The sequence below is a fragment of the Sphingomonas sp. OTU376 genome, from assembly GCF_038440415.1.
Taxonomy (GTDB): domain Bacteria; phylum Pseudomonadota; class Alphaproteobacteria; order Sphingomonadales; family Sphingomonadaceae; genus Sphingomonas; species Sphingomonas kyeonggiensis_A.
The window spans coordinates 25,913-49,524 of record NZ_JASATQ010000038.1 but is presented as its reverse complement, the minus strand read 5'-3'; the positions used below and the strand labels follow the sequence as shown (position 1 = coordinate 49,524).

Annotated in this window: 25 protein-coding genes; 9 read left to right on the top strand and 16 right to left on the bottom strand. The window is 66.6% G+C overall.

All coding sequences use genetic code 11. The annotated features are described in order from the left end of the window. Positions 1 to 45: 45 nt before the first annotated feature. Together AAHM44_RS15775 and AAHM44_RS15770 are read right to left on the bottom strand one after the other, a co-directional pair. Entirely contained in the window at positions 46 to 498 is a 453-nt protein-coding gene (locus AAHM44_RS15775) for a GFA family protein (protein WP_342250582.1), read from the bottom strand. Between the two features lie 4 nt (positions 499 to 502). Next, positions 503 to 1,528, bottom strand: coding sequence for an aspartate-semialdehyde dehydrogenase (locus AAHM44_RS15770; protein ID WP_342250581.1), 1,026 nt, complete (start codon positions 1,526 to 1,528; stop codon positions 503 to 505). A 160-nt stretch (positions 1,529 to 1,688) separates the two neighbouring features. Here AAHM44_RS15770 and AAHM44_RS15765 point away from each other — a divergent pair, with 160 nt between their 5' ends. Beyond that, positions 1,689 to 3,122: a patatin-like phospholipase family protein gene (locus AAHM44_RS15765; RefSeq protein ID WP_342250580.1), complete on the top strand. Its 1,434-nt coding sequence runs from the start codon at positions 1,689 to 1,691 to the stop codon at positions 3,120 to 3,122. On the opposite strand, the gene AAHM44_RS15760 is transcribed toward AAHM44_RS15765, so the two are convergent. The 3 genes from AAHM44_RS15760 to soxR all read right to left on the bottom strand — a co-directional run bounded on the left by AAHM44_RS15760 (position 3,119) and on the right by soxR (position 7,483). Further along, positions 3,119 to 4,450 carry a DUF418 domain-containing protein gene (locus AAHM44_RS15760; protein ID WP_342250579.1) on the bottom strand — a complete coding sequence of 444 codons (1,332 nt, stop codon included), beginning with the start codon at positions 4,448 to 4,450 and terminating at the stop codon, positions 3,119 to 3,121. The genes AAHM44_RS15765 and AAHM44_RS15760 overlap by 4 nt on opposite strands. A gap of 244 nt (positions 4,451 to 4,694) precedes the next feature. Then, positions 4,695 to 6,914, bottom strand: coding sequence for a DPP IV N-terminal domain-containing protein (locus tag AAHM44_RS15755; protein WP_446745997.1), 2,220 nt, complete (start codon positions 6,912 to 6,914; stop codon positions 4,695 to 4,697). A 101-nt stretch (positions 6,915 to 7,015) separates the two neighbouring features. After that, positions 7,016 to 7,483 (bottom strand): redox-sensitive transcriptional activator SoxR, encoded by a 468-nt coding sequence (gene soxR / locus AAHM44_RS15750; RefSeq protein ID WP_184167326.1) that lies wholly within the window; start codon positions 7,481 to 7,483, stop codon positions 7,016 to 7,018. 79 nt (positions 7,484 to 7,562) lie between these two features. Between soxR and AAHM44_RS15745 the strand changes: the two genes are divergently transcribed. Then, positions 7,563 to 7,940, top strand: coding sequence for a VOC family protein (locus AAHM44_RS15745; RefSeq protein WP_342250577.1), 378 nt, complete (start codon positions 7,563 to 7,565; stop codon positions 7,938 to 7,940). An 82-nt stretch (positions 7,941 to 8,022) separates the two neighbouring features. Next, a complete protein-coding gene (locus AAHM44_RS15740) occupies positions 8,023 to 8,475 on the top strand; it encodes a ferritin-like domain-containing protein (RefSeq protein WP_342250576.1) in 453 nt (150 codons plus the stop codon). On the opposite strand, the gene AAHM44_RS15735 is transcribed toward AAHM44_RS15740, so the two are convergent. Beyond that, positions 8,472 to 9,059: a CGNR zinc finger domain-containing protein gene (locus AAHM44_RS15735; RefSeq protein WP_342250575.1), complete on the bottom strand. Its 588-nt coding sequence runs from the start codon at positions 9,057 to 9,059 to the stop codon at positions 8,472 to 8,474. The genes AAHM44_RS15740 and AAHM44_RS15735 overlap by 4 nt on opposite strands. 80 nt (positions 9,060 to 9,139) lie before the next feature. Between AAHM44_RS15735 and AAHM44_RS15730 the strand changes: the two genes are divergently transcribed. Beyond that, on the top strand, positions 9,140 to 9,658 hold the full coding sequence (locus AAHM44_RS15730) for a lipocalin-like domain-containing protein (protein ID WP_342250574.1): 519 nt from the start codon (positions 9,140 to 9,142) through the stop codon (positions 9,656 to 9,658). A 148-nt stretch (positions 9,659 to 9,806) separates the two neighbouring features. Here the strand turns inward: AAHM44_RS15730 and rplS are convergent, their stop codons facing one another. Then, positions 9,807 to 10,196, bottom strand: a complete 390-nt coding sequence (rplS, locus tag AAHM44_RS15725) for a 50S ribosomal protein L19 (protein ID WP_184167341.1) — start codon at positions 10,194 to 10,196, stop codon at positions 9,807 to 9,809. Further along, positions 10,193 to 10,930: a tRNA (guanosine(37)-N1)-methyltransferase TrmD gene (gene trmD / locus AAHM44_RS15720; RefSeq protein ID WP_342250573.1), complete on the bottom strand. Its 738-nt coding sequence runs from the start codon at positions 10,928 to 10,930 to the stop codon at positions 10,193 to 10,195. Before trmD ends, rplS begins: the two co-directional genes overlap by 4 nt. A gap of 34 nt (positions 10,931 to 10,964) precedes the next feature. Between trmD and AAHM44_RS15715 the strand changes: the two genes are divergently transcribed. Then, positions 10,965 to 11,867, top strand: coding sequence for an NAD(P)/FAD-dependent oxidoreductase (locus AAHM44_RS15715; protein WP_342250572.1), 903 nt, complete (start codon positions 10,965 to 10,967; stop codon positions 11,865 to 11,867). On the opposite strand, the gene AAHM44_RS15710 is transcribed toward AAHM44_RS15715, so the two are convergent. The 7 genes from AAHM44_RS15710 to ffh all read right to left on the bottom strand — a co-directional run bounded on the left by AAHM44_RS15710 (position 11,864) and on the right by ffh (position 18,265). Then, entirely contained in the window at positions 11,864 to 12,694 is an 831-nt protein-coding gene (locus AAHM44_RS15710; RefSeq protein ID WP_342250571.1) for a TIGR04222 domain-containing membrane protein, read from the bottom strand. The genes AAHM44_RS15715 and AAHM44_RS15710 overlap by 4 nt on opposite strands. A 6-nt stretch (positions 12,695 to 12,700) precedes the next feature. Continuing rightward, positions 12,701 to 13,279, bottom strand: a complete 579-nt coding sequence (locus AAHM44_RS15705) for a glycine-rich domain-containing protein (RefSeq protein ID WP_342250570.1) — start codon at positions 13,277 to 13,279, stop codon at positions 12,701 to 12,703. Positions 13,280 to 13,312: 33 nt separating this feature from the next. After that, a complete protein-coding gene (locus AAHM44_RS15700) occupies positions 13,313 to 14,827 on the bottom strand; it encodes a serine hydrolase domain-containing protein (protein WP_342250569.1) in 1,515 nt (504 codons plus the stop codon). Positions 14,828 to 14,934: 107 nt separating this feature from the next. Continuing rightward, positions 14,935 to 15,660, bottom strand: coding sequence for a metallophosphoesterase family protein (locus tag AAHM44_RS15695; protein WP_342250568.1), 726 nt, complete (start codon positions 15,658 to 15,660; stop codon positions 14,935 to 14,937). Continuing rightward, positions 15,657 to 16,148 (bottom strand): ribosome maturation factor RimM, encoded by a 492-nt coding sequence (gene rimM, locus AAHM44_RS15690; RefSeq protein WP_342250567.1) that lies wholly within the window; start codon positions 16,146 to 16,148, stop codon positions 15,657 to 15,659. Before rimM ends, AAHM44_RS15695 begins: the two co-directional genes overlap by 4 nt. 3 nt (positions 16,149 to 16,151) lie before the next feature. Beyond that, positions 16,152 to 16,679, bottom strand: a complete 528-nt coding sequence (gene rpsP / locus AAHM44_RS15685; RefSeq protein ID WP_269574910.1) for a 30S ribosomal protein S16 — start codon at positions 16,677 to 16,679, stop codon at positions 16,152 to 16,154. 89 nt (positions 16,680 to 16,768) lie between these two features. Further along, positions 16,769 to 18,265, bottom strand: a complete 1,497-nt coding sequence (gene ffh, locus AAHM44_RS15680) for a signal recognition particle protein (protein WP_184167370.1) — start codon at positions 18,263 to 18,265, stop codon at positions 16,769 to 16,771. A gap of 267 nt (positions 18,266 to 18,532) precedes the next feature. On the opposite strand from ffh, the gene AAHM44_RS15675 reads away from it, so the two are divergent. After that, a complete protein-coding gene (locus AAHM44_RS15675; RefSeq protein ID WP_342250583.1) occupies positions 18,533 to 20,161 on the top strand; it encodes a putative bifunctional diguanylate cyclase/phosphodiesterase in 1,629 nt (542 codons plus the stop codon). Between the two features lie 115 nt (positions 20,162 to 20,276). Here the strand turns inward: AAHM44_RS15675 and AAHM44_RS15670 are convergent, their stop codons facing one another. Further along, positions 20,277 to 20,852, bottom strand: a complete 576-nt coding sequence (locus tag AAHM44_RS15670; protein WP_269574908.1) for a DUF924 family protein — start codon at positions 20,850 to 20,852, stop codon at positions 20,277 to 20,279. Between AAHM44_RS15670 and mtaB the strand changes: the two genes are divergently transcribed. The 3 genes from mtaB to AAHM44_RS15655 are packed head-to-tail and all read left to right on the top strand — an operon-like array spanning position 20,853 to position 23,609. Then, a complete protein-coding gene (gene mtaB / locus AAHM44_RS15665) occupies positions 20,853 to 22,070 on the top strand; it encodes a tRNA (N(6)-L-threonylcarbamoyladenosine(37)-C(2))-methylthiotransferase MtaB (RefSeq protein ID WP_342250566.1) in 1,218 nt (405 codons plus the stop codon). Then, positions 22,067 to 23,002, top strand: a complete 936-nt coding sequence (gene ftsY / locus AAHM44_RS15660) for a signal recognition particle-docking protein FtsY (protein ID WP_184167379.1) — start codon at positions 22,067 to 22,069, stop codon at positions 23,000 to 23,002. The genes mtaB and ftsY overlap by 4 nt, the downstream gene beginning before the upstream one ends. Continuing rightward, a complete protein-coding gene (locus AAHM44_RS15655) occupies positions 22,995 to 23,609 on the top strand; it encodes an inner membrane-spanning protein YciB (protein WP_342250565.1) in 615 nt (204 codons plus the stop codon). Before ftsY ends, AAHM44_RS15655 begins: the two co-directional genes overlap by 8 nt. Positions 23,610 to 23,612: the final 3 nt, after the last annotated feature.

The following is a 23,612-nucleotide window of genomic DNA, read 5'->3' as shown; positions in this document are numbered from 1 at the left end:
CCCCCCCCCCCCCCCCCCCCCCCCCCCCCCCCCCCGGGGGATCCGCTACTCCGCCGCTTCCCGGGGAAACAGCAGCGCCGCGAATTCCGCCATCGGCGCGCTTTCCGGCCATTGCGGGACGTCGTCGGCGATGACGATCCAGGGCTGCTTGCGGCTGGTCCAGATATGCAGGCGCGGGCTGGGCTCGTCGCTGCGGTCGAGCGTGCCTGCACGTACGATCGCCAGGCCCGGCCGGCCGCTGTTCACATTGTAGAGACGCGTGTGGCAGATGCCGCAGGCGAAGTGGCGCGAGATGGCGCCGTTCGAGGTGGGCAGCGTGAAGTCCACCACCTCGCCTTCCACGATCGCCAGCGCGGCCTCGCGCACCGGCGCCTGCTCGGCAAAGGCGCTGCCCGAACCCGTCTGGCAGTCGCGGCAATGGCAGCAATAGACGGCCGGCAGGTCGTCCATTGCCAGGGTGTAGCGGACGGCGCCGCAGCGGCAGCCGCCCGCTATCATCCGGTCAGGCCTTCTTGAGGTGGCGGCGGCCCAGCAGCTCGGCGATCTGCACCGCGTTGAGCGCGGCACCCTTGCGGAGATTGTCCGAAACGCACCAGATCGACAGGCCGTTCTCCACCGTCGAATCCTCGCGGACTCGGCTGATGAAGGTGGCATATTCGCCGACGCATTCGATCGGCGTGACGTATCCGCCGTCCTCATGCTTGTCGACGAGCATGATGCCCGGCGCCTCGCGCAGGATGTTCTTGGCCTGCTCGGCCGAGATCTCGTCCTCGAACTCGATGTTGATCGCTTCCGAATGGCCGACGAACACCGGCACGCGCACGCAGGTGGCGGTGACCTTGATCTTCGGATCGAGGATCTTCTTGGTCTCCACGACCATCTTCCACTCTTCCTTGGTCGAGCCGTCGTCCAGGAAGCTGTCGATGTGCGGGATCACGTTGAAGGCGATCTGCTTGGTGAACTTCTTCGGCTCGGCGCTGTCGCCGACGAAGATGTTGCGCGACTGCTCGAACAGTTCGTCCATGCCCGCCTTGCCCGCGCCGGAGACCGACTGGTAGGTCGCGACGACGACGCGCTTGATCTTGGCGGCATCGTGGAGCGGCTTCAACGCCACGACCATCTGCGCGGTCGAGCAGTTCGGGTTGGCGATGATGTTGCGCGCCTTGTAGCCGTCGATCGCTTCCGGATTCACTTCCGGCACGATCAGCGGCACGTCCGGGTCCATGCGGTAGAGCGACGCATTGTCGATCACCGTGCAGCCGGCGGCAGCGAACTTCGGGGCATAGAGCTTCGAGCCATCCGAGCCAATCGCGAACAGCGCGATATCCCAGCCGGTCGGATCGAAATGCTCGATGTTCTGGACTTTGTAGGTTTTCCCGGTCTCGCCGAAGTCGATAATATCGCCGGTCGAGCGCGACGAGGCCAGCACGGCCAGGTCGTCGATCGGGAATTCCCGCTCGGCCAGGATGTTCAACATTTCGCGCCCGACATTGCCGGTGGCGCCTGCGACGACGACACGGTAGCCCATCACTTACTCCAGGGTGGAAACTGGGGCCGCGCTACGCGCATCCCAGCATATGCGCAAGCAAGCGCTGCTTGTTTCACGCGATGGCTGGGCTTTTTGTCGATTTCACGCAAGACGCGTTTCACGCAACTTTGTTACCGACCCGAAAAGAGTGGAGGGGATGATGCGGCGGATCCTGCTGATCGTGCTGATGGGGCTGAGCCTGGGCAGCTGCGCCTTCAAGGGCGCGCTCAAGCTCGATTGCGCCAATTTCGCCAGCTTCATCCATCCGATCGAGCTGACCCCGCTGGAGCGCCAGATCCGCGCGCTCGACCTGGAGACGCTGCCGCCGGCGGAGCGCGAGCTGGCCAACCGGCTCGCTTCCGCCGAGCTGGCGCGGCTCGCCGCCGATCCTGCTGCCCCCCCTGCCCCCGAACGGCCGGTGCTGCTGCTCTCCGGCGGCGGGCAATGGGGCGCGTTCGGCGTGGGGCTGATGAACCAGCTGGTCGAGAACCGGCAGTTCCCCGATTTCGGGGTGGTGACCGGGGTGAGTACCGGCGCATTGCAATCGCTGTTCGTCGGCGCCGGGCTGGATCGGCAGGATGACGAGGGTGTGGCGATCCGCGCTGCGCTGACCGCGGCCTATTCGCCGGCGAAGGAAAGCGACATCGTCGATCGCGAGGGGCTGCAGGCGATGGCGGCGATCAACGGCGCGCTGGCCAATCTCAAGCCGCTGCGCCGCCGCTTCGAGCAGCGCATCTGCCCGGCGATCTACGATCCCAAATCGCCCCAGGGGCGCGCCGGGGTGTGCATCGTCAGGACGCTGCGCGACAGCAAGACGCGCAAGGTATTGCTCGGGCTGATCGAAGCCAATTCGGGCGAGTTCGGCTATGTCGATGTGCAGGAGCTGCTCGCGCCCTATGGCAACAGCGATGCGGACCTGGCCAGGGCGACCCAGTGCCTGGCGGGCGCGGCGCTGGCATCGGCGGCAGTGCCGGTCTTCTACCAGCAGGTGCGGGTGGACGGGAAAACCTATTATGACGGCGGCGTGCGCCAGTCGGTGTTCCTCGCCTCGGTGGCGGATGCGCAGCGGGTCGCGAGCGAGATCGTCCGCCGGGAGCGCGCGCGCTTGACCGGACGCCAGCCTGAAGCCGCGCCCGCCAAGCCGGGCGAGATCTATGTCATCCGCAACGGCTCCACCTGGCTGCCGCCCGATCAGGATGTGATGCCGGGCTATCCCGCCGAGATCGACAAGAAGGCCGACGCACTGCGCGCCGCCCAGCGCGGGCAGGCGATCATGGTCAACCAGCTCGAGGTCGGCTCGATCGCCGCGCTGCGGCTCAGCCGGCCGGGCGGCGCGATCTGGTTCGTCAGCGCGGACGGTTATCGCAACTACCGGCCGACCTATGACGGCAGCATCACCTGCGGCCCGCTCAAGGAAGCCAAGCGTGGGGCGATGTTCATCCCCGAATTCATGCGCTGCATGATGGACTATGGCCGCAACCGCGCCACCGGCGGCGAGCCCTGGATCGACCTGTGCCACTATGACGGCACCGAGACGCGGGCGGTGTGCCGGCGTCCGGACGGGACGATGCCGGGCGCGGTGGGGCGGCGCTAGGCTTCCACCGGACTCGCGCGCCGGAGGAAGGGCTGCCAGCGCAGATAGGCCAGACTGCGCCACAGCCATTCGAGCGGGCCGGTGCTGAAAAAACGCAGCCAGAGATTGGCGAGCAGCAGCTGGCCGCCGATCACCAGCAGCACCGTGCCCGCCAGGTCCGACCAGCTCTGCCGCCCCCACAACCCAAGGCCCCAGGGGGCGTAGAGGATGTAGATCCCAATGATCTGCTGCAGGAAATAGAGCGAGAAGGCGGTTCGTCCCGCTGCCTTGAACGGCCCGAAGATCACCCGCCCTACCCCGCTCTTCACCGCCAGGTTGACCAGCGCGACATGGCCGATCGACACCGCCATCCGGGCGAATTCCTGCGTCATCCACAACAGCTTGGGGCCGGGCACATTGGACAGGAATTCGTGGCCCGCAACCACCCGCATGGCCATGCCGGGGATGTAGCAGGCGAGCATCAGCAGCAGGTAGAAGCGCGCGCTGCGCTCGCCCTGGATCACGCCCCATTTCCATAGCGCGATGCCGATCAGCATCATGCAGAACGCCTCGGCCACGCTCTTCAATATCTCGGGCCAGAGGAACATCTGGTAGAAGCCGATCTGCATCCCGGCATAGGCCAGGAAGCTGCCGCCGTGCCCCTTGGCCTCCATCTCGGCGATGCCCTTGATCTCGTCGCCACCGGTGCGCAGCCGCTCGACCTTCTTGCGCCACTCCTCGAGCGCCTTCTTCTCCGCGGGCGTCACCGGCTGATGCGCGGCAAGCTTCCGCTCGGCGACCTGCACCCGCTCGACCAGCGCCGCACGCTCGACATAGCGCAGCGCGCCGGTGCCTGCCGTGTAGAGCGCAAAGCCCAGGCCGAGCACCACCAGCCATTTCGCGCTCAGCCGGCGGAACGGGAAGAGCAGCAGCGCGGCCAGCGCATAGATGTGGAGGATGTCTCCCGCCCAGAGCAGGATGAACAGATCGAAGATGCCGAAGCCGAGCAGCCAGAGGTTGCGCCGCAGATAGAGGTCGGCGACCGCGACTGGTCCATCGGGCGTCATCGCCACCCGGGCGAAGACCATCAGCCCGGCGCCGAACAGCATTTCGAGCAGGCCGCGCTGCGTGCCCTCCAGCACCACCTGGATTCCCCACCAGCTCGCCTGGTCGAGCGGATCCCAGCCGATCAGGCGCGGATCGCGAAACAGCCTGGAAAGCTGCGCCCCCATGAAGGGGATGTTCATGAAGAAGATGCCGAGGATCGCCAGTCCGCGCAGCATGTCGAGCACGTCGATCCGTGCCCTGCCGCTCACCGGCGCGAACGCCGCCCCTGTCGCATCCGTCATCACTCTTCCCCCCGCCGAAGCGAGGGGAAGGATAGGTCAGCAAGATATCTGCGTCGAGTCGCAGATATTGAGCAAATCGATATTCGGCCCTCCGTCCCATGCCGTCATGCTGAACTTGTTTCAGCATCCAACGTGCCCGAGGCGATACCGCTCGCGGAAAGTTGGACCCTGAAACAAGTTCAGGGTGACGGAGGAGTTGGCTGGACCGGATCCAACTCCTTACCGACGGCCGTTCACCAGAGGCTTACTTCGCCCCGGTCTTGCGATCGAGGAAGTCGAGGATCGTGTTCCAGAGATGGACGCTGATGCCCGGGCCGCCGACGCGGTGGGTGTGGCCGGGGTAGAACATCATCTCGAACGGCACTTCGGCCTTTTGCAGCGTCGCGGCCATCGCGGTGCTGTTCTCGAACACGACATTGTCGTCGGCCATGCCGTGGATCAGCAGCATCGGATCGGCGATCTTCGCCGCCTCGCCGATATTGTCCGACGCCTTGTACGCCTCGGGCACCTTGTTCGGGTCGCCCATATAGCGCTCGGTATAATGGGTGTCGTACAGCTCCCACTTGGTCACCGGCGCGCCGGCGACCCCCGCGGCGAACACGCCCGGCGCCTTTTCCAGCATCTTGAGCGTCATGTAGCCGCCATAGGACCAGCCATAGGTGACCACCTTGCTCGCATCCACATAGGGAAGCGTCTTCAGGTACTTCGCGCCGGCGACCTGGTCCTCGACCTCGACGGTGCCCATCGCGTGCCAGATCTGGCTCTCGAAATCGACGCCGCGATTGGCCGAGCCGCGATTGTCGAGCTGGAACCAGATATAGCCGCGCGACACGAGATACTGCTGGAGCGCGCCGCCCCAGGCCTTGCTCACCGTCTGCGAATGCGGGCCGCCATAATGCTGGAAGAACACCGGGTATTTCTTGCCCGGCTCGAGCTTGGGCGTGATCATCTCCCAGTTGAGCGTCGAGCCGTCGGCCGCCTTGATCGTGCCGAAGGTCCGCTCGCGATGCTGGGCGAGATAGGCACTATAGGGGTGATCGGCGGCGGTTACCGCGTTCTCGTTGACCCAGGCGATGCGCTTGCCGGTGGCGTCGGCCAGATAGGTCTGGGCGGGCTGTCCGGTGTTCGAGCGCTTGACGATCGCGCGGGTGCCCGAGGGATCCATCGTCGCCTCGTTCCACCAGCCGGCTTCGGTCAGGCGGGTGATCGCCCCGCCCTTCTTGTAGTCGACCGAATAGAGGTGCCGTTCGAGCACGCCGTCCTTGTTGCCGAGGAAGAAGACGCGGCTTTTGGCCTCGTCCACGCCGACGACATCGGGGGTGACTTCCCAATCACCCTTGGTGATCTGGGCGAACTTGCCCTTGGCGAAGCGGTAGAGATGGCCATGACCGTCGCGCTCCGACCACCAGAGCAGGCTGCCGTCGTCGAGCGGGGTCAGCGCGGTGGACAGGTTCACCCAGCTCTTCGCACGCGCCTTCTCGCTGAACAGCACGGTCGATTTGCCGGTGGCGGGATCGACCTGGAGCAGGTCGAGCACGGTCTGCTCGCGATTCTCGCGCTGGACGTAGAGCGTCTTGCCGTCCTTCGACCAGTCGACGCGGGCAAGGTAGATGTCCTTGTCGGTCCCCAGATCGACGCCGACCTTGTGGTCGCCGTTCGGATCCATGACGTAGAGCTCGACATTGGCATTGGGCGTGCCGGCCTTGGGATAGCGCTGCTGGAACAGCTGCGTGCCCTCGGCACCGATCGCGGCGCGGGTAACCACGCCCACTGGCGCCTCGTCGAAACGCTCGACGGCGACATAGCGATCGTTCGGTGCCCACCAATAGCCCTTGAACCGAGCCATTTCTTCCTGCGCGACGAACTCGGCCTCGCCCCAATGGACGGTACCGGCGCCATCCTCGGTGATCGGCTTGGGATTGCCGCTCGCCAGGCCCATCACCACCAGGTTCTGGTCCTGCACGTACGAGACATAACCGCCCGCGGGGCTGATCTCGGCATTGAGCTTGGGACCTGCCTTGGCAGGCAGCTTGGCGACGCTGCCATCGAGTCCGGCGCGGTAAAGTTCGCCGTCCAGCGGCACGAGCACCGACTTCCCGTCGGGCGCCCAGTCATAAGCGACGATACCCTTGGTGCCGGCGATGCGGGCCCGCTCGCGCTGCATCTTCTCGGCCTCGGACATCTCGGCGCCGCTGCCGAACTTCTTCGAATCGACGAGCATCCGCCATTCGCCGGTGCGGGTGTCCATCGCCCACAGGTCGAAGCGTTCCTTCTCGTCGGCGCGGTTGCGCAGCAGCGTGAGGAACTTGCCGTCGGGCGAGAGCTTGGCGGCGCGCGGCTGCGGACCGTTCAGATCGGGGCTGGCGAACACGCGTTCGAGCGTGAGGTCCTTGTTCTGCGCCAGCGCTTCATTCGCCATCAGCGGCGCTCCCATCATTGCAAGCCCAACCAAGTATTTCCGCATAAACCCCGATCTCCTTGGGGCCGCGTTATTGCGGGGTACGGGCGCGGGGTAAAGCCGCAGCCCGAAGGAATCTTGCGCTGCCCCGCAACAAAATCACGCGCTCAATCCAGGCCGAGCGCTACCTTGCGCGAGACCAGGATGAAGCGCGGGCCTGCGCCGTTGCGCGCGGCGCGGTCGTCGGGATTGTAGAGCGCACATTTCTTCAGGCTCAGGCAGCCGCAACCGATGCAGCCGTCGAGATCGTCGAGCGTACGCTGGAGCTGGGCGATCTGCACTTCGATCCGCTTGCGAATGCCGCGGCTGATCCGCGCCCAATCCGCACTGGTGGGCGTGCGCCCCTCGGGCAGCTTGCCCAGCTCCTCGGCGATCTGCGGCAAGGTGAGGCCGAGCTGCTGGGCGATCAGCGCGAAGGAGATGCGGCGGATGTCCGATCGCAGGAACCGCCGCTGGTTGCCGCTGGTGCGGATCGGGTGGACGATCCCCTTCCCCTCGTAGAAGCGCACCGCCGACACCGCGATTCCGGTCCGTGCCGCCAGTTCACCGATCGTCAGCAGTTCGTTCCCGCGCACCGCAATTTCCCGCTTGACCTCAACTTAGGTTGAGGTTGTAGCTGCTCGCGGCATGGCATCCAATGAGGAAAGGAAATCCATGTCCCAGCCCTATATCGAGCATGTGAATGTCACCGTGCGCAGTCCCGAGCGCGCCGCGAAATTGCTTGGCGACCTGTTCGACTGGCATGTCCGCTGGGAAGGCCCGGCACGCGACGGCGGGCGCACCATCCATGTCGGCGACGAGCGCACCTATCTCGCGGTCTACACCCCGCCCGAGACGCCCGACCAGGCGACCTTCGAGAAGGGCCGGCCGCTCAACCATGTCGGCATCCTGGTCGATGATCTCGACGAAATCGAACGGCGGGTGGTGAAGGCCGGGCTGATCCCGTTCGCCCATGCCGACTATGATCCTGGGCGGCGCTTCTACTTCCTCGACCATGACGGCACCGAATTCGAGATCGTCAGCTACGCGTAAATGTCTGGCTAACCTTCATTTTCGGCAACCCGCGGGCGGTGCGCGGGGTTCTCTTCGCTACCAGTTTACAAGGAGAGCCCGCGTGACCACCAACCATGACGTGTCCAAGCTCGACGACCTGATCGTCACCACCATCGACAGTGTGCGCGGCTATGAACATTCGGCCAAGCACGCCGATGCCGGCCGCTTCGTCCAGTTCTTCGAGGACATGGCCGACGAGCGCCGCCGGGTGATCGACGCGCTGTCCGCCAAAAGCCGCGAACTGGGCGGCACGCCGGCCGAATATGGCTCGACGGCGGCGACGATCCACCGGAGGGTGGAGGATTTCCGCCGCGTGCTCGGAGGCGGCGATGCCGCGATCCTGAGCGAGATCGAGCGTGGCGAGGATTATCTGAAGGAAGAATTCGACCGCGTAATCAAGGACGAGCGCATGTCGCCGGGCGCGATGGGCGTGGTCCGCGAATGCTACACCTCGGTGCTGCGCGGCCACGACACGACGAAGAAGCTTCGCGACCTGCTGCAGGCGGTGGACTAAGCCTCCCCGCCCTGCTTCCGCCGCCGGAACTCGGCGACCTTGGCCTTGTTGCCGCAGCGCTTCATCGAGCACCAGCGGCGCTCGCCGCCGCGCGAAGTATCGAGGAACAGCATCGCGCATCCGTCCGCCTCGCAGCGACGGATGCGCGAGGCCTGATCGCCGCCGAGCAGCAGGGCTGCCTCCCCCGCCAGCGTGGCGAGCAGCGCGGATGCGCCGCCCTGCAACCGCACGCGGCCGCCCTCTCCGATCTGCGGAATAGCGGGCACCCCGGCGGCCGCGACATTGACCTCGGCGATGTCGGCCGGAGTGCCCTCTCCACCAGCCAGCCGCGCGTCGACGATTGCGTGGATCGCCTCGCGGAGTGCTCGCGCCCGCTCCAGATCCCCGGGCGTTGCAGCGAGCGGCGATCCGGCGAAACCCGCCGCGACCAGCCAGCGTGCCAGATCATCGGCCTCGGCCAGCAGCTCGCGCTGCGCCGGCTTCAGACGCCCCGTTACCGTCGCCACCAGATCGAGTGCGGGATGCCCGCCCCGGAAGTGAAAACCTTCGCGCAACTCGCCGTCATCGAATTCCCGCATGTCCATGAAACCCCATTGACAGGTTACAAGCGTCACCGCAATACACCCTTGTAACCTATTCGACAGGTTACATGGAGAAACGAGAGATGGTGAAACAACTCATCCTCGCCGCCGGCATGGTCGCCGCGGCGGGCAGCGGAGACGCGCGCGTGACAGACGAGGCGTCGAGCCTGGCCGGCACCTGGGTGATGGATTCTGCCTATGAAATCCTCGCCGACGGGCGGCGGGTGACCAATTATGGCGAGCATCCGCTGGGGCTGCTGATCGTCGACTCCGCAGGACGCTACAGCCTGCAGATCTTCCGGCGCGACCGCCCGGCCTTCGCCACCGGCGATAAGGCGCGCGGGACACCCGAGGAGTTCCGCGCCGCAGCGCTGGGATCGAGCACCCATTTCGGCCGCGTCCGCATCGATGCCGCCGCGAAGCAGCTCGTCTTCGATGTCGAGGGCGCTTCCTTCCCGAACTGGGAGGGCCGGCGCCAGGTGCGCGACTATGCGCTGCAGGACGGGCTGCTGCGCTATGCCGTGCCGGCCAGCGCTTCGGGCAACGGGACGACCGCCTATTCCATCTGGCGGCGCGTCCGGGAAGGCGGCGGCGATGGATGATTTCTACGGCCGCGAATGGGTGGAGCATCGACGCGCGCTGTTCGACGCGATCGGTGCGCTTGTCCGCTGGCTATCACGACGCCGGAAATGAAAAAGGGCGCGGTAGCCATCGCCACCGCGCCCTTTTCGTATCCGTGGAAGCCGAAGCTTACTCGGCGGCTGCGACCTCGGTCGGACGCGGATCGCGACGCTCGGCGATACGCGCCGACTTGCCGGTGCGGCCACGCAGGTAATAGAGCTTCGCGCGACGCACGACACCGCGGCGAACCACCTCGATGCTGTCGATGTTCGGCGAATAGAGCGGGAAGACGCGCTCGACGCCCTCACCGAACGAGATCTTGCGGACGGTGAAGCTCGAACCCATGCCCTTGTTGGCACGGGCGATGCACACGCCCTCATAGTTCTGCACGCGGGTGCGCTCGCCTTCGACGACCTTCACGCCGACCTTGAGGGTGTCGCCCGGGCGGAACTCCGGAATCTTCTTCGCCTCGTTGAACTTGGCGATCTGCTCGGCTTCGAGCTTCTGGATCAGGTTCATTTCTTGTCGTCCTGTTTTCGTCGCCGCGCGCCAGAGGGAGGTTGGACCCGAGCGCCCTCATGGCGCTCCCAAAGGTCCGGCCTCCGTAGCCGTGTGTCGGTCTCGGCACGGCTTCTACGCCAGGCCTCGATCTTCGCATGATCCCCCGATCGCAGCACTTCGGGGATCGTGCGCCCTTCCCATTCAACAGGTCGGGTATATTGCGGATATTCGAGCAGCCCCGTTTCGAAGCTCTCGTCCATGCCGCTGGAAGGCGCGCCCATTACTCCGGGAATGAGGCGAATGCAAGCGTCAAGCATGGTGAGCGCCGCCATCTCGCCGCCGGACAGGATATAGTCGCCGATCGAGACCTGCTCGATCTCGCGCGCTTCGAACAGCCGCTCGTCCATCCCTTCGAACCGGCCGCAGATTACCACTGCGCCAGGGCCCTCTGCGATCTGGCGAACCCGGTCCTGAGTGAGTGGCTTGCCGCGCGGCGTCATGGCGAGGATCGGCCGACCAGGCGCCACGCTGTCGAGCGCGGCGGCGAGCACGTCCACCCGCATCACCATCCCGGCTCCGCCCCCGGCCGGCGTGTCGTCGACCGAGCGATGCTTGTCGGTCGCGAAGTCGCGGATCTGGACGGCTTCCATGCTCCACAGCCCTTCGCGCAGGCCGCGCCCGGCGAGCGATATGCCGAGCGGCCCGGGAAACATCTCGGGGTAAAGCGTTAGAACGGTTGCAGCGAAAGGCATGGGAGCCTTTCCCCTCCGGGAGCGCGATTGGCAAGTGGACGATTGCATCATCATCGGCGGTGGCCCTGCCGGCCTCACCGCGGCGATCTATCTGGCGCGGTTCCATCTCGGCATCCGGCTGTTCGATTGCGGATCGAGCCGGGCGGCGCAGATCCCCTGCACGCGCAACCATGCCGGGTATCCCGAAGGCATCTCGGGCAAGGAGTTGCTCGCCCGCATGCTGGCGCAGGCGGAGAAATATGGCGCAGTGCGCGAACTTGCCGAAGTCGAAGGACTAAGGCTGATCGAGGGCGGATTCGGCGTGCGCGTCGGCGAGCGGGAGCATGCCGCGCGCACCGTGCTGCTCGCGACCGGCGTGGTGAACAACCGGCCGGACATGCCGAACGAGCTGCACGACACGGCGCTGGCCCGCGGACTGCTGCGCTATTGCCCGATCTGCGACGGCTATGAAGTGACCGACAAGCGGGTCGGCGTGATCGGCACCGGCAGCCACGGCATGGCCGAAGCGCTGTTCCTGCGCGGCTACAGCGCGGACGTGACGCTGATCGCTCCGGAAGCACATGCGCTGTCGGACGAGGAAGTGACGCTGCTCGACGAGGCGGGGATCGCCCGGATCGAGGGGCCATGCGGCGGCTATGCGATCGAAGGCGAGCAGATCGCGCTCGATACGGCCGAGGGACGCAAGGACTTCGACACCCTCTACCCCGCGCTGGGATCGGTGATCCGCTCAGGCCTTGCGATCCAGGTCGGCGCGCGGGCGGATGAGAATGGCTGCCTGGAGGTGGACGATCATCAACGCACCAGCGTCCCCGGACTGTTCGCGGCCGGGGACGTGGCACGGGGACTCGACCAGATCAGCCATGCGATGGGTGAGGCCGGCGTCGCCGCCACCACCATCCGCAACCTGCTGGCCGAGCAGAAGCCGATCCGGCGCTAGCTGCCGCACCCGCCGCAGCCGCCACCGCCGCAGCCGCTGCTGCCACCGCCGTCGCCGCCACTGCTGCCACTCCCGCCATCGCCGCCCGAGCTTGCCGCCCGAGCCTGGTGGAAGCCGCCCCAGTCCGAGCCGACCAGCACCACCGTGCCGAACAGCGCCACGCCCAGATCGGCCTCCCCGCCGGCCGGTGCCCGGCGGAGACGTTCATGGCGTTCGCGCGCCTCGGCCAGGACTTCCTGCCCGGCGCGGGTGCGCCGGTCGAGCGCGGCGAAGCGGATGAAGGCCAGGATCGCCGTGAGGACCAGGAAGAGCGTGAGATAGCCGACCGGCCTGCCCCGCGCCTCGCCGATCAGCAGCTTGGTGTAGCCGAAGCCGAGCAGCAGTAAGTAGGGCAAGGTCTGGAAGAAGCGCAGCTGGAGCGCCTCGCCGGTGCCGATCAGCAGCTGGTCGGAAATCAGCCGCTGGCGAATGGCGTCGGCATGCTTGCCGATCGCTCCGGCGACCCGGCCCCAGCTCGAGCTGTCGGGCAGCGCCAGCACGCTGCGTTCCATCGGCGTCGAGCCACCGAGATGGCCGGGCGTGTAGCGATCCTTGCCGTCCATCACGAGCTGACGGCTGGCGAGCAGCCGGGCGGCGACGGTCTCGGCAAGGCGGGTGCTGCCGCCGGCCAGAAAGGCGAGATGGTCGGCATCGATGTTGCGCGGGGTGCGGCCCTCGGGCCGGAGCCAGCGCGCTATGGTGAAACCGGCGATGATGGTGACTACCAGCAGGGCGCCATAGAGGATGAGAAACGGCCCGCCGGTAAGGTCGAAGGGTCCGAGCGACATAAAGTCCTAGCTCCTCAGAAAGGCCCATAGGACCAGCAGGAAGAGCGCCGCAAACGCTACCGGCAGCGCGATCCGGAATGGCCTCCGGGGCACGATAAATGCGTCGCGCGGATGCACGCGGCGCGCTTTGTGGTCCAGCAACAGGCGCCGCCCCGCGTCGGGCCACAGATCCGCGGGCGGCGTGCCGAAGACGTGCTCGTAGCTGCGCAGCGTCTCGGCATATTGGGTGAAGTAGCGATGCCCCTCCTCGCGCCCGCCGGCCGTAGGGCCGTGATGGAGTGGGCGGCCGAGCACCTGGGGGCAGAAGCGCTCCCAGTAATCCCGGGTATAGGTGAGGTGCAGGTGCCAGGCCTGGTCGACCTGGTCCGACGGGGTGACCGGATGCTCCGCCGTCACCGCGAGGAAGCAGAAGCGCTTATACTCCTCGATCACCCGTTCCGCCTCGGCAGGGCTCCAGCCATTCTCGCGCGCCAGCCGCCCGGCGAAGCTGAGCGCCGCGTCCTCGGGGCCGATGCTGTAATGGGAAAGCGCCGTCCAGACCGGGTGGTCGGTAGGGGCTCGAGACAGACCAGGGGCCTTGCTCATCTAAATTCCTACTAACATGGTAGGTTTAATTTGTCAAGGCTTCGGCACGGGTGTGAGCTTCAGCGACTGGATCGTGCTCGGCGTGGTCGGCGCGAGCAGGATCGTGCCGTCGAGCATGCCCTTGTCGCACTGCCAGCGGAACGCGCCGGAGAGCCGGCCGGTGGGATGTGGCGGCTCGCCCTTGCCGGTGCAGGCACCGAGCTGCGTACGAAGTGCGGCGAGGTCACTCCTCCAGTCGGCAGCGGAGCGGTCCATGAGGAAGTTCATCGCCAGCGATGATCGGGCAACCGCCACGTCTCCGGCGGCATAGATCGCGCGTGCGGTATCGAGCGCAGCAGCGAGGTCGGGGCTAAGCGGGGTCTCGGAGAAGGCCAGAGCACCGGCCTTGTCGAGCCCGAACATCGCGTCCCAGGCGATGCCCGCCGCGCCGGTATAGGTGCGGTTGGTGAAGACGAAGATCCCCACCCCCGCCTCCGGCACCAGCAGCATGTGCGATCCATAGCCGGGATAGCCGCCGCCATGGTGCAGCATCATGCCGAGCTCGCAATCCTGCGAGACCCGCAGGCCCTTGCCATAGGCGGTGCCCTGCATGCAGCCGGTCTTGGCGGTGGCGCCGTAGCGCGGCGTCATCCGCACGAAGTTCAGCCCCTGCGCCAGTTCGCGCACCGTGGCACGCTTTACCGGTCCTGCGTCCGGCCCGTCGCGCGGCGGCCAGGCGGAGAGCAGGAAGGCGATCCACTTGGCATAGTCGTTCGCACTAACCTGCAGCCCACCCATCGGACCGAAGGCGCCGTTGCGCATGGTCGGCTCTTCCGTCCACGCCCCCTTCTCGAAGCGATAGCCGATCGCACGCCGCTCGATCGGCCATTCGCTCACTTCGAAGCCACTGGAAGTCATGCCGAGCGGCTTGAGGATCATGCGCTCGACATAGCTGCGATAGGGCATGCCCCAGACGTTCGCGACGATGTGGCCGAGCAGCGCATAGCCGAAGTTCGAATATTCATGTGCCGTATCGGGCACCCGGCTGAAAGGCACACCGGTCTGGAGGAGTCTGGTGAACTCCGCTTCGGGCATCGGCGTCTGGCGATCGCCCCAGGGATCGTCGGTGACGAAGCCGGCGACGTGCGAGAGCAGGTCACGGATCCGGATGCGCGGACTGTCGCTGGTCGGGTATTTCCAGGCACGCATCTCGGGCACATATTTCTCGGCATAGTCGTCGAGCGAAAGCTTGCCTGCATCGCGCAGCGCCAGGATCGAGAGCGCGGTGAAGGCTTTGGTCATCGACGCGATGCGGAACAGCGTATCGGGCGTGACCGGGCGCCTGGTGACGACGTCCTGCACGCCGAAGCCGCGGACATGGACGAGCTTGCCCTCGGCAACGATGCCATAGACCAGGCCGGGCGTCGGCGTGTCGCGCTGGAAGTTCTCGACCTGGCGGTCGATCGCTTCGAACTGCGGCTGCAACGCAGTGGCTTTCGTCTGCGCCGCCGCGGGTGCCGCCAAGCTACAGAATGCGGCTGCGGTGAGTGCGGTGCCGAACCAGTTCATGTGCTTCCCCCGATATTTGCCGGGACGATAGCTGGCCAACCGGGACGCGTCACTCGTGCGCTTGAGCTACATGCTTCCCTGGCGAAAGCCGGGGAGCTGCCAGGGATTCAGCACATCCGTCCCGTCGCCAGTGCGATCGCCCAGTCTGAGCGCCCTTCCACCTCCGCCTTTCGCGCAGCGGCAAGGTGGTCATAGGCGACCGTGTGAAGGCTGATCGCCTCGCCATCGATCACCGCATAACGCGCCAGCGGATCGCCATTCTCGACGCGGTAGGGCCGCGGATGATCGTCGTCATAGGCCTGCAGCCCGACGCTGCCGGGGTTCAGCACGCGGCGCCCATCGGAAAGCGCGAGCAGGCGCGGGACATGGGTATGGCCGCACAGGGTGAGCAAGGCCCCCTGCCCGCCCAGCCGCGCGGTGAGTTCGGCCTCGCTGGCGACACGCAGCGTCTCACCTTCAAGCGTATCGGTGAGCGGAGACACGTCACTTGTCGGCGTGCCGTGGCAGAGGAACATGCCATCCAGCGCCAAAGTCTCGGGCAGGTCCGCCATCCAGGCCAGCGCCTCGGGACCCAGCGCCGCCCTGGTAAAGGCATCGGACGCGTTCATTCGCTCGGGCGGATCGGTGAGGACCTGGCGCTCGTGATTGCCGGCGATGGTCGGCCAGTCGCGCGCCATCAGCCAGGCAGCGGTCTCCGCCGGCCAGAGCGGGCCTGACAATATGTCACCCAGGTTGAGGAAGCGTGTGCAGCCGCGGGCCTCGGCACCGGTGACGGTCGCGATCAGGGCCGGCAAGTTGCCGTGAATGTCGGAAAGGACGGCGATCTTCGTCATTCGACGAAGGCGGTGCTCACCACCAGCCGCTCGGCATCCCATTCGGGCACCGCCGCAACGTTCATCGGCACCATGAAGCGCTTGGCCTTGCCATTCTTGTCGGCTGGCCGTTCGATCTCGATCACGTCGCCCGCGCCGAAATCGTCGATCGCAACGACCTTGCCCAGCACTTCTCCTGCATCGGAGACGGCAGGGAGGCCCAGCAGGTCGACATGATAATATTCGCCCTCGCCCAGCGGGGGCAGTGCCGAGCGCGGCACGCGCAGCTCGGTGCCACGCAGGGCCTCGGCCGCATTGCGGTCAGCAACCTCCGCGAAGCGCGCGATCGTGCCGTTGGGCCCGCCGCGTACCGATTTGAGTGTCAGCGCACCGCCATTGAACTGGCGGTGCGTAGACAGGTCCTCGGCGAAGACCTTCAGGCGGACCTCGCCCGTCACGCCGTGCGCACCAATGACGACGGCAAGCGTGACGGGCTGATCGCTCGACAAGGCTTATGCCTCTGCCGGCGGGGTCTCTTCGGCGGTCGCCTCGGCGACCTGCTCGGCTTCCGCGGTCGGCTCCTCGGTGGCAGCCTCGACCTCGGCCGCGATCACGGCTTCGGCCTCAGCCTGCGTGTCCTCGGCCGGAGCAGCGGCGGCAGCGGCCTCGGCAGCCTTCGCCTCGGCAGCGGCTTCCTCAGCGGCCTTGATCTTCTCGGCACGCTCCTCAGCGCGCTCGACGGCCTTCTCGCCCGGCTTGCCCTTGTTCGGGTTGCTGCGCGCAGCGCGCTCCTTCAGGCCGGCGGCGTCGAGGAAGCGAGCGACACGATCGGTCGGCTGCGCGCCGACGCCCAGCCAGTACTTGGCGCGCTCACCGTCGAGCACGACGCGCTTGGCATCGTCCTTGGCGAGGAGCGGGTTGTAGGTGCCGATCTTCTCGATGAACTTGCCGTCGCGGGGCGAACGGGCGTCCGCAACGACGATGCGGTAGTACGGACGCTTCTTCGAGCCGCCGCGCGACAGACGCAGGGAAATAGCCATTACAATCTTCCTTCTTCGTATTCGTCAGCCCGGCCACGACCGGATCTGCTTTGGTTGCTGCCCCGCCGCCTGACGGCTGGGCGGGGTAATCACTTCTTCTTGAGCAAATTCTCGAAACCGGGCGGGAGCTGCGGTGCGCCGGGGCCACCAAGGCCCGGAAGCCCGCCGCCGGGGCCATCCAGCTTGCCCATCATGTCGCCCAGCCCGGCGCCACCCAGCGCGTTGCCGATGCCGCCCATGCCGCCGCCGGGGCCACCCTTGCCGAGCATGCCCAGCATGCCCTTCAGGCCGCCCATCTTCTTCAGCCGCTTCATCGCGGTCTGCATTTCCATATGCATCTTCAGGAGTTTGTTGACGTCCTGCACGGTCGTCCCCGAACCCTTGGCGATGCGGATCTTGCGCTTGGCGTTGATCAGGTCCGGCTTGGCGCGCTCCTTCGGCGTCATCGAGGTGATCATCGCGTCCATGCGGATCAGCACCTTGTCGCCGCCGACCTGGTCGACCGCTGCCTGCGCCTTCTTCATGCCCGGCATCATGCCGGCGAGCGCACCCAGGCCGCCCATGCGGCGCATCTGGGCAAGCTGGTTGCGCAGGTCGTTCATGTCGAACTGGCCCTTGGCCAGCCGCGCCGCCATCTTCTCGGCGTCTTCCTCCTGGATCGCAGCCGCCGCCTTCTCGACGAGGCTGACGACGTCGCCCATGCCGAGGATGCGGCCGGCAACGCGCTTGGGATGGAAGGGCTCGAGCGCGTCGAGCTTCTCGCCCATGCCGGCGAACTTGATCGGCTTGCCGGTGACCGCGCGCATCGACAGCGCCGCGCCGCCACGGGCATCGCCGTCCATGCGGGTGAGGATCACGCCGGTGAGCGGCACCTGCTCGGAGAAGCTCGATGCGACGTTCACGGCGTCCTGACCGGTGAGCGAGTCGACGACGAGCAGGATCTCGTTCGGCGTGGCGATGTCCGCCACCGCCTTCATCTCGTCCATCAGCGCCTGGTCGACGTGCAGTCGGCCGGCGGTATCGAGCATCAGGACGTCATAGCCCTGGAGCTTGGCGGCATTGAGCGCGCGCCTGGCGATCTCGACCGGCTGCTGGCCGGCGACGATCGGCAGCGTCGAGACCTCGGTCTGGGTACCCAGCACCGCGAGCTGCTCCTGCGCGGCCGGACGGTTCACGTCCAGCGACGCCATCATCACCTTCTTGCCCTGGCTCTTGAGCAGCCTGGACAGCTTGGCGGTGGTCGTCGTCTTGCCCGAGCCCTGGAGACCCACGAGCATGATGACGGCGGGCGGAGTGACGGCGATGTTGAGCTCGGCCGTGTCCGGACCGAGCATGTCCACGAGCGTGTCGTGGACGATCTTGACCACCTGCTGGCCCGGCGTGACCGAGCGGAGCACTTCGTGGCCGATCGCCTGTTCGGTCGCCTTCTCGACGAAGTCGCGCGCCACCGGAAGCGCGACATCGGCCTCCAGCAGGGCGATCCGCACTTCGCGCATGGCGGTGCGGACATCGGCTTCGGTCAGCGCGCCACGACCACGCAGGCGATCGAATACGCCACCCAGCCGTTCGCTCAGACTTTCGAACATGAACCCAGACACTCCAATTCCCGACCGCGAATCACCAAACGCAAAACACGCCGGCGGACGAAACCTCGTCGGCCGGCGTCACCCCTTGGGGTGGCAAATGTCTCGCGTTCAAAGAGAACGGTCGCGGCGGCCCCTACCCGATCCGCCCGCGCGAGGCAAGCCCGGGGCACGGGCGCAAAATATTGCACGAAGGTGTCACGGGCTTAACCCGTTCTATACCCTGGCCATGAGAAAACGCCCCGATCACAGTTGGGGATCGTCGCCGGCATGCCGCTGGACTTCGAAGAACAAGCCGTATCGCAAAGCGCCCAGCGCCCGAACCTGCTTTCGGGCGCGATCAGCGTTGCCGCGATCCTTTTGTTCGTCGGCATCGGCAGCGCGGTGCTGTCCAAGACGCTGCAATTCTATTTCGAGGGCGGCGAGCCGGCGGACCGCACGCTGGTCATCGCGCTGCTGCTCAACGTCGCGCTGATCCTGTTCGGCTGGCGTCGCCACAACGAGCTCAGCCAGGAAGTGCTGATCCGCACCGCCGCCGAGGAACGCGCCCAGCAGCTCGCCAATCGCGACCCGCTGACCGGCTTCCTCAACCGCCGCAGCCTCGCCGAGGAAGGCGCGGCGATGTTCGTCCGGGCCCAGCGCCGCCGCAAGGCGATGGCGATGCTGATGCTCGACCTCGATCACTTCAAGACGATCAACGACATGCACGGCCATGCCGTGGGCGACGCGCTGCTCCGCGCCGTCGCCGCCGAAATCGCGCACGTCATGCCGCCGATCGCGCTCACCGCGCGGCTGGGCGGCGACGAGTTCGCCTGCGGCTTCCTGTTCGATCCCGCCGAGCCCACCGTCGTCGAGCGCATTGCCGAGCGGCTGGTCAGCCGCATGGCCCAGCCCTTCGAAGCCGAGGGACTGCGCCTGCACATCTCCTGCTCGCTCGGCATCGCCCGCTCCGACTTCGACTGCGCGAGCATCGACGCGCTGATGCGCTCGGCCGACATCGCGATGTATGCGGCCAAGAAATCGGGCCGCAACCGCTATGCCTGGTTCGATCATTCGATGGAACGCGAGCTCCAGATCCGCAACGAGCTGGAAAATGGCCTGCGCACCGCGATCCCGCGCGGCGAGATCGTCCCCTATTTCGAGCAGCAGATCGACCTCAGCACCAACCGCCTGCACGGCTTCGAGGTGCTGGCGCGCTGGGAGCATCCGCAGCGCGGGCTGATCAGCCCCGAGCTTTTCATCCCGATCGCGGAGGAGACCGGCATGATCGCCGACCTCTCGCTGTCGATCATGCGCCAGGCCTTCCTCGCCGCGCGCGACTGGGATCCCTCGCTCACCCTGTCGATCAACATCTCACCCTGGCAGCTGCGCGACGCCTGGCTGGCGCAGAAGATCATCAAGGTGCTGGCCGAGACCGGCTTCCCGGCGAGCCGGCTGGAAGTGGAGATCACCGAGAGCGCGCTGTTCGACAATCTCGCACTGGCGCAGTCGATCGTCGGCAGCCTCAAGAACCAGGGCGCCCGGCTGGCGCTCGACGATTTCGGCACCGGCTATTCGTCGCTGGCCCACCTGCGCGCCCTGCCCTTCGACCGGATCAAGATCGACAAGAGCTTCATCATCTCGCTCAACTCGAGCGCGGATTCGGCAGCGATCGTCAACGCGATCATCAGCCTGGGCGAGAGCCTGAACCTGCCAATCACCGCCGAGGGCGTGGAAGACGCCGCGATCGAGGAGCGGCTGCGGGCCGCCGGCTGCGCCAAGGCGCAGGGCTGGTATTATGGCAAGCCGCTCTCGGTGAGCGGCGTGCGGCGATTGCTCGCCGAGCGCCGCCTGATCCACCCGGGCAGCGGCTCGGGCACGCCGGAAGCGCCGGATTCGGGGCAGAGGCTGGCGGGCTGAGCCCGGTTAGTCATGCTGAACTTGTTTCAGCATCTAGGGAGCCGCATGGGATAGTGACCGTGGAGCGCTGGACCCTGAAGCACGTTCAGGGTGACGGTTGATATTTTGCGGCGCCCTACCAGCCCGAACCCTCCTCGCTGAGAAACGCCCGCTCTTCCGCGGTCGATTCCCGCCCCAGCACGGCATTCCGGCTGGGAAAGCGCCCGAACCTGGCGATCACCTCCGCATGCTTCTGCGCGAAATCGAGAATGTACGCGTCGCCCAGCGAGCCGAACTTCTCGACGCTCAGCGCCTGCATCGCCGGGTCCTCGGCATGCTCGAGCGGCAGGTAAAGAAACTGGCGCTCCTCCGCCGTCATCGCCACCTCCCAGCCTCGGTTGATCGCCTCCAGCGCCAGCTGCAGGGCCAGCGGATCGGCGGCATAGGCCTCGGCGCTGTCGCGGTGGAGGTTGCGGCTGAACTGGTCGAGCAGGATGATCGCCGCGAGCACGGTTTCGGGATCGTCGCGCCAGCCCGCCGCACCCGATCCCAGCACGAGATCGCGCAACGGGCCGAAGCGCGCCTTGATCTCCGCATCGAGCTTTTCCGAGCGGGCGAAATGCTGCTCGGGCGTTAGCGCGAACCAGAAGCCCGTCACTTCGCGGGCCTTCGCGTGGACATCCAGGGTCGCTGCGCCTAGATCACCGGTCAAATGTCATCCCCTCACGTCATCAGCCTGGGCTGCCGACTCAACCTCGCCGAGAGCGAAACGATCCGCGCGCTGCTGACGGATCGTGACACTGTCGTGATCAACAGTTGCGCGGTGACCAACGAGGCCGTCAAGCAGACGCGCCAGGCGATCCGGCGCGCGCGCCGCGAGCGGCCGGGCGCCGAGCTGGTGGTGACGGGCTGCGCGGCGCAGATCGATCCCCAGGCCTTTGCCGCGATGCCCGAGGTCGACCGGGTGATCGGCAATGCCGAGAAGCTGGATGGCAAAGCCTGGGCCGCCCCCGAGCCGGTGCTGGTGCAGGACATCATGGCGGTGCGGGAGACCGCGCCGCATCTCGCCGCGAGCTTCTCCACCCATGCCCGCGCGTTCGTCGAGGTGCAGAATGGCTGCGACCATCGCTGCACCTTCTGCGCGATCCCCTATGGCCGCGGCAACAGCCGCTCGGTGCCCGCCGGCGCCGTGATCGACCGCGTCGCCCAGCTTGCCGAAAGCCATGCCGAGGTCGTGCTGACCGGCGTGGACCTGACCAGCTACGGCCCCGACCTGCCCGGCACCCCGAGCCTGGGCCAGCTCGTCGAGCGCATCCTGACGCACGTTCCCGGGCTACAGCGCCTGCGGCTTTCCTCGCTCGACGGGATCGAAGTCGACGACCGGTTGTTTGCCCTGCTCACCGGGGAGCCACGCCTGATGCCGCACGTCCATCTCTCGCTGCAGGCGGGCGACGACATGATCCTGAAGCGCATGAAGCGCCGCCACAGCCGCGCCCAGTCGGTCGCGCTGGCCGAGCAGCTGCGCGCTGCCCGACCGGACATCGCGATCGGCGCCGACCTGATCGCCGGCTTCCCGACCGAAACCGAGGAAATGTTCGAGAACACCCTGGCGCTGGTCGCGGAGTGCGACATCGTCCACGCGCACATCTTCCCCTATTCGCCCCGCGCCGGCACCCCCGCGGCCAGGATGCCACTGGTCGAGCCCGAAGTGGTGAAGGCCCGCGCCGCCCGCCTGCGCGCCGAAGCCGCACGCGTCAGGGACAATTGGCTGCAAAGCCTGGTAGGCAGCACCCAACAAGTGCTGGTAGAGCGCCCCGGAGAGCGGGGCCATGCCGGCAATTTCGCCGAGGTTCGCCTCGCCCCCCATGAAGTCGGAGAGATTGTGAGCGTCAAGATCGTGGATGTCCGGGACGGGAAGCTGATCGCATGAGCGGCCCCAGCTGGCACGAGCGCCTTCTCGGCGGCTTCCGCAAGACTTCCGACCGGCTGATCGGCAACCTCGCCGGCCTCGGTCTGGCCCGGCTCGACGACGCGACGCTGGACGAGATCGAGGAAGCGCTGATCGCCTCGGACCTCGGCCCCGCCACTGCCGCGCGCGTGCGTCAGCGGCTCGCCGACGGCCAGTTCGAGCGCAACATGGAGGAGCTGGGCATCCGCCTCATCGTGGCCGACGAAGTCGCCAAGGCATTGGAGCCGGTCGCGAAGAAGCTGGAGATCGAGGCTTTCCCGCGTCCGCAGGTGATCCTGGTCATCGGCGTCAACGGATCGGGCAAGACCACGACGATCGCCAAGCTTGCCAACCTGCTGATGGAGCAGGATTATTCGGTGATGCTCGCCGCAGGTGACACGTTCCGCGCCGCTGCGATCGGCCAGCTTCGCACCTGGGCGGAGCGGATCGGCGTGCCGATCGTCTCGGGCGCCGAGGGCGGCGATGCCGCCGGCATCGTGTTCGAGGCAGTGAAGAAGGCGACCGAGATCGGCACCGATGTGCTGATCGTCGATACCGCCGGCCGCCTGCAGAACAAGACCGAGCTGATGGACGAACTGGCCAAGATCCGCCGCGTGCTCGGCCGCCTCAATCCGGCGGCGCCGCACGACGTGGTACTGGTGCTCGATGCCACCACCGGCCAGAACGCGCTCAACCAGATCGAAGTGTTCAAGGAAGTCGCCGGGGTCACCGGGCTGGTGATGACCAAGCTCGACGGCACCGCACGCGGCGGCGTGCTGGTCGCGGCAGCGGAGAAATACGGTCTGCCGATCCATGCGATCGGCGTAGGCGAGAAGGTGGACGATCTGCGTCCGTTCAATGCGCAGGAAGTGGCGCGCATCATCGCGGGCGTGGAGGAGCTTACCAATGGCTGAGAAACAGGCCGCCTCGCCCGGCGTTCGGATGCTGATCGATTACGGCCCGCTCGCGGTGTTCTTCGGCGTCAATGCGATCGCCCAGGGCCCGGTGCTCGCCCGCGTGTTCGCGGCGACCGTGGCATTTATGGTCGCGATGGCGGCGGCGATCGTGCTGAGCTGGTGGAAGACCCGTCACGTCTCGCCGATGCTGTGGATCACCGCCGCGTTCGTACTGCTGTTCGGCGGGCTCACCCTCTATTTCCATGACCAGACCTTCATCCAGATCAAGCCGACGATCATCTATGCGATGTTCGCCGTGGTACTCGGCTACGGCGTGATCGCCGACAAGCCGCTGCTCCAGATGCTGCTCGAACAGGCCTATCCCGGGCTTTCGGCGCGCGGCTGGCGGCTGCTGACGATCAACTGGGCGCTGTTCTTCCTCGCCGCCGCGGTGGTCAACGAAGTCGTTCGCCACTTCGTCAGCTGGGACCAGTGGGTATTCTTCAAGACCTGGATCATGATTCCGGTCACGCTCTTATTCGCGATGCTCAACATCCCGCTGCTGCTCAAGCACGGCCTGCAGCTCGAGAAGCCCGAGGAGGCGCCGATCCCGCCACAGGAGTAAGCG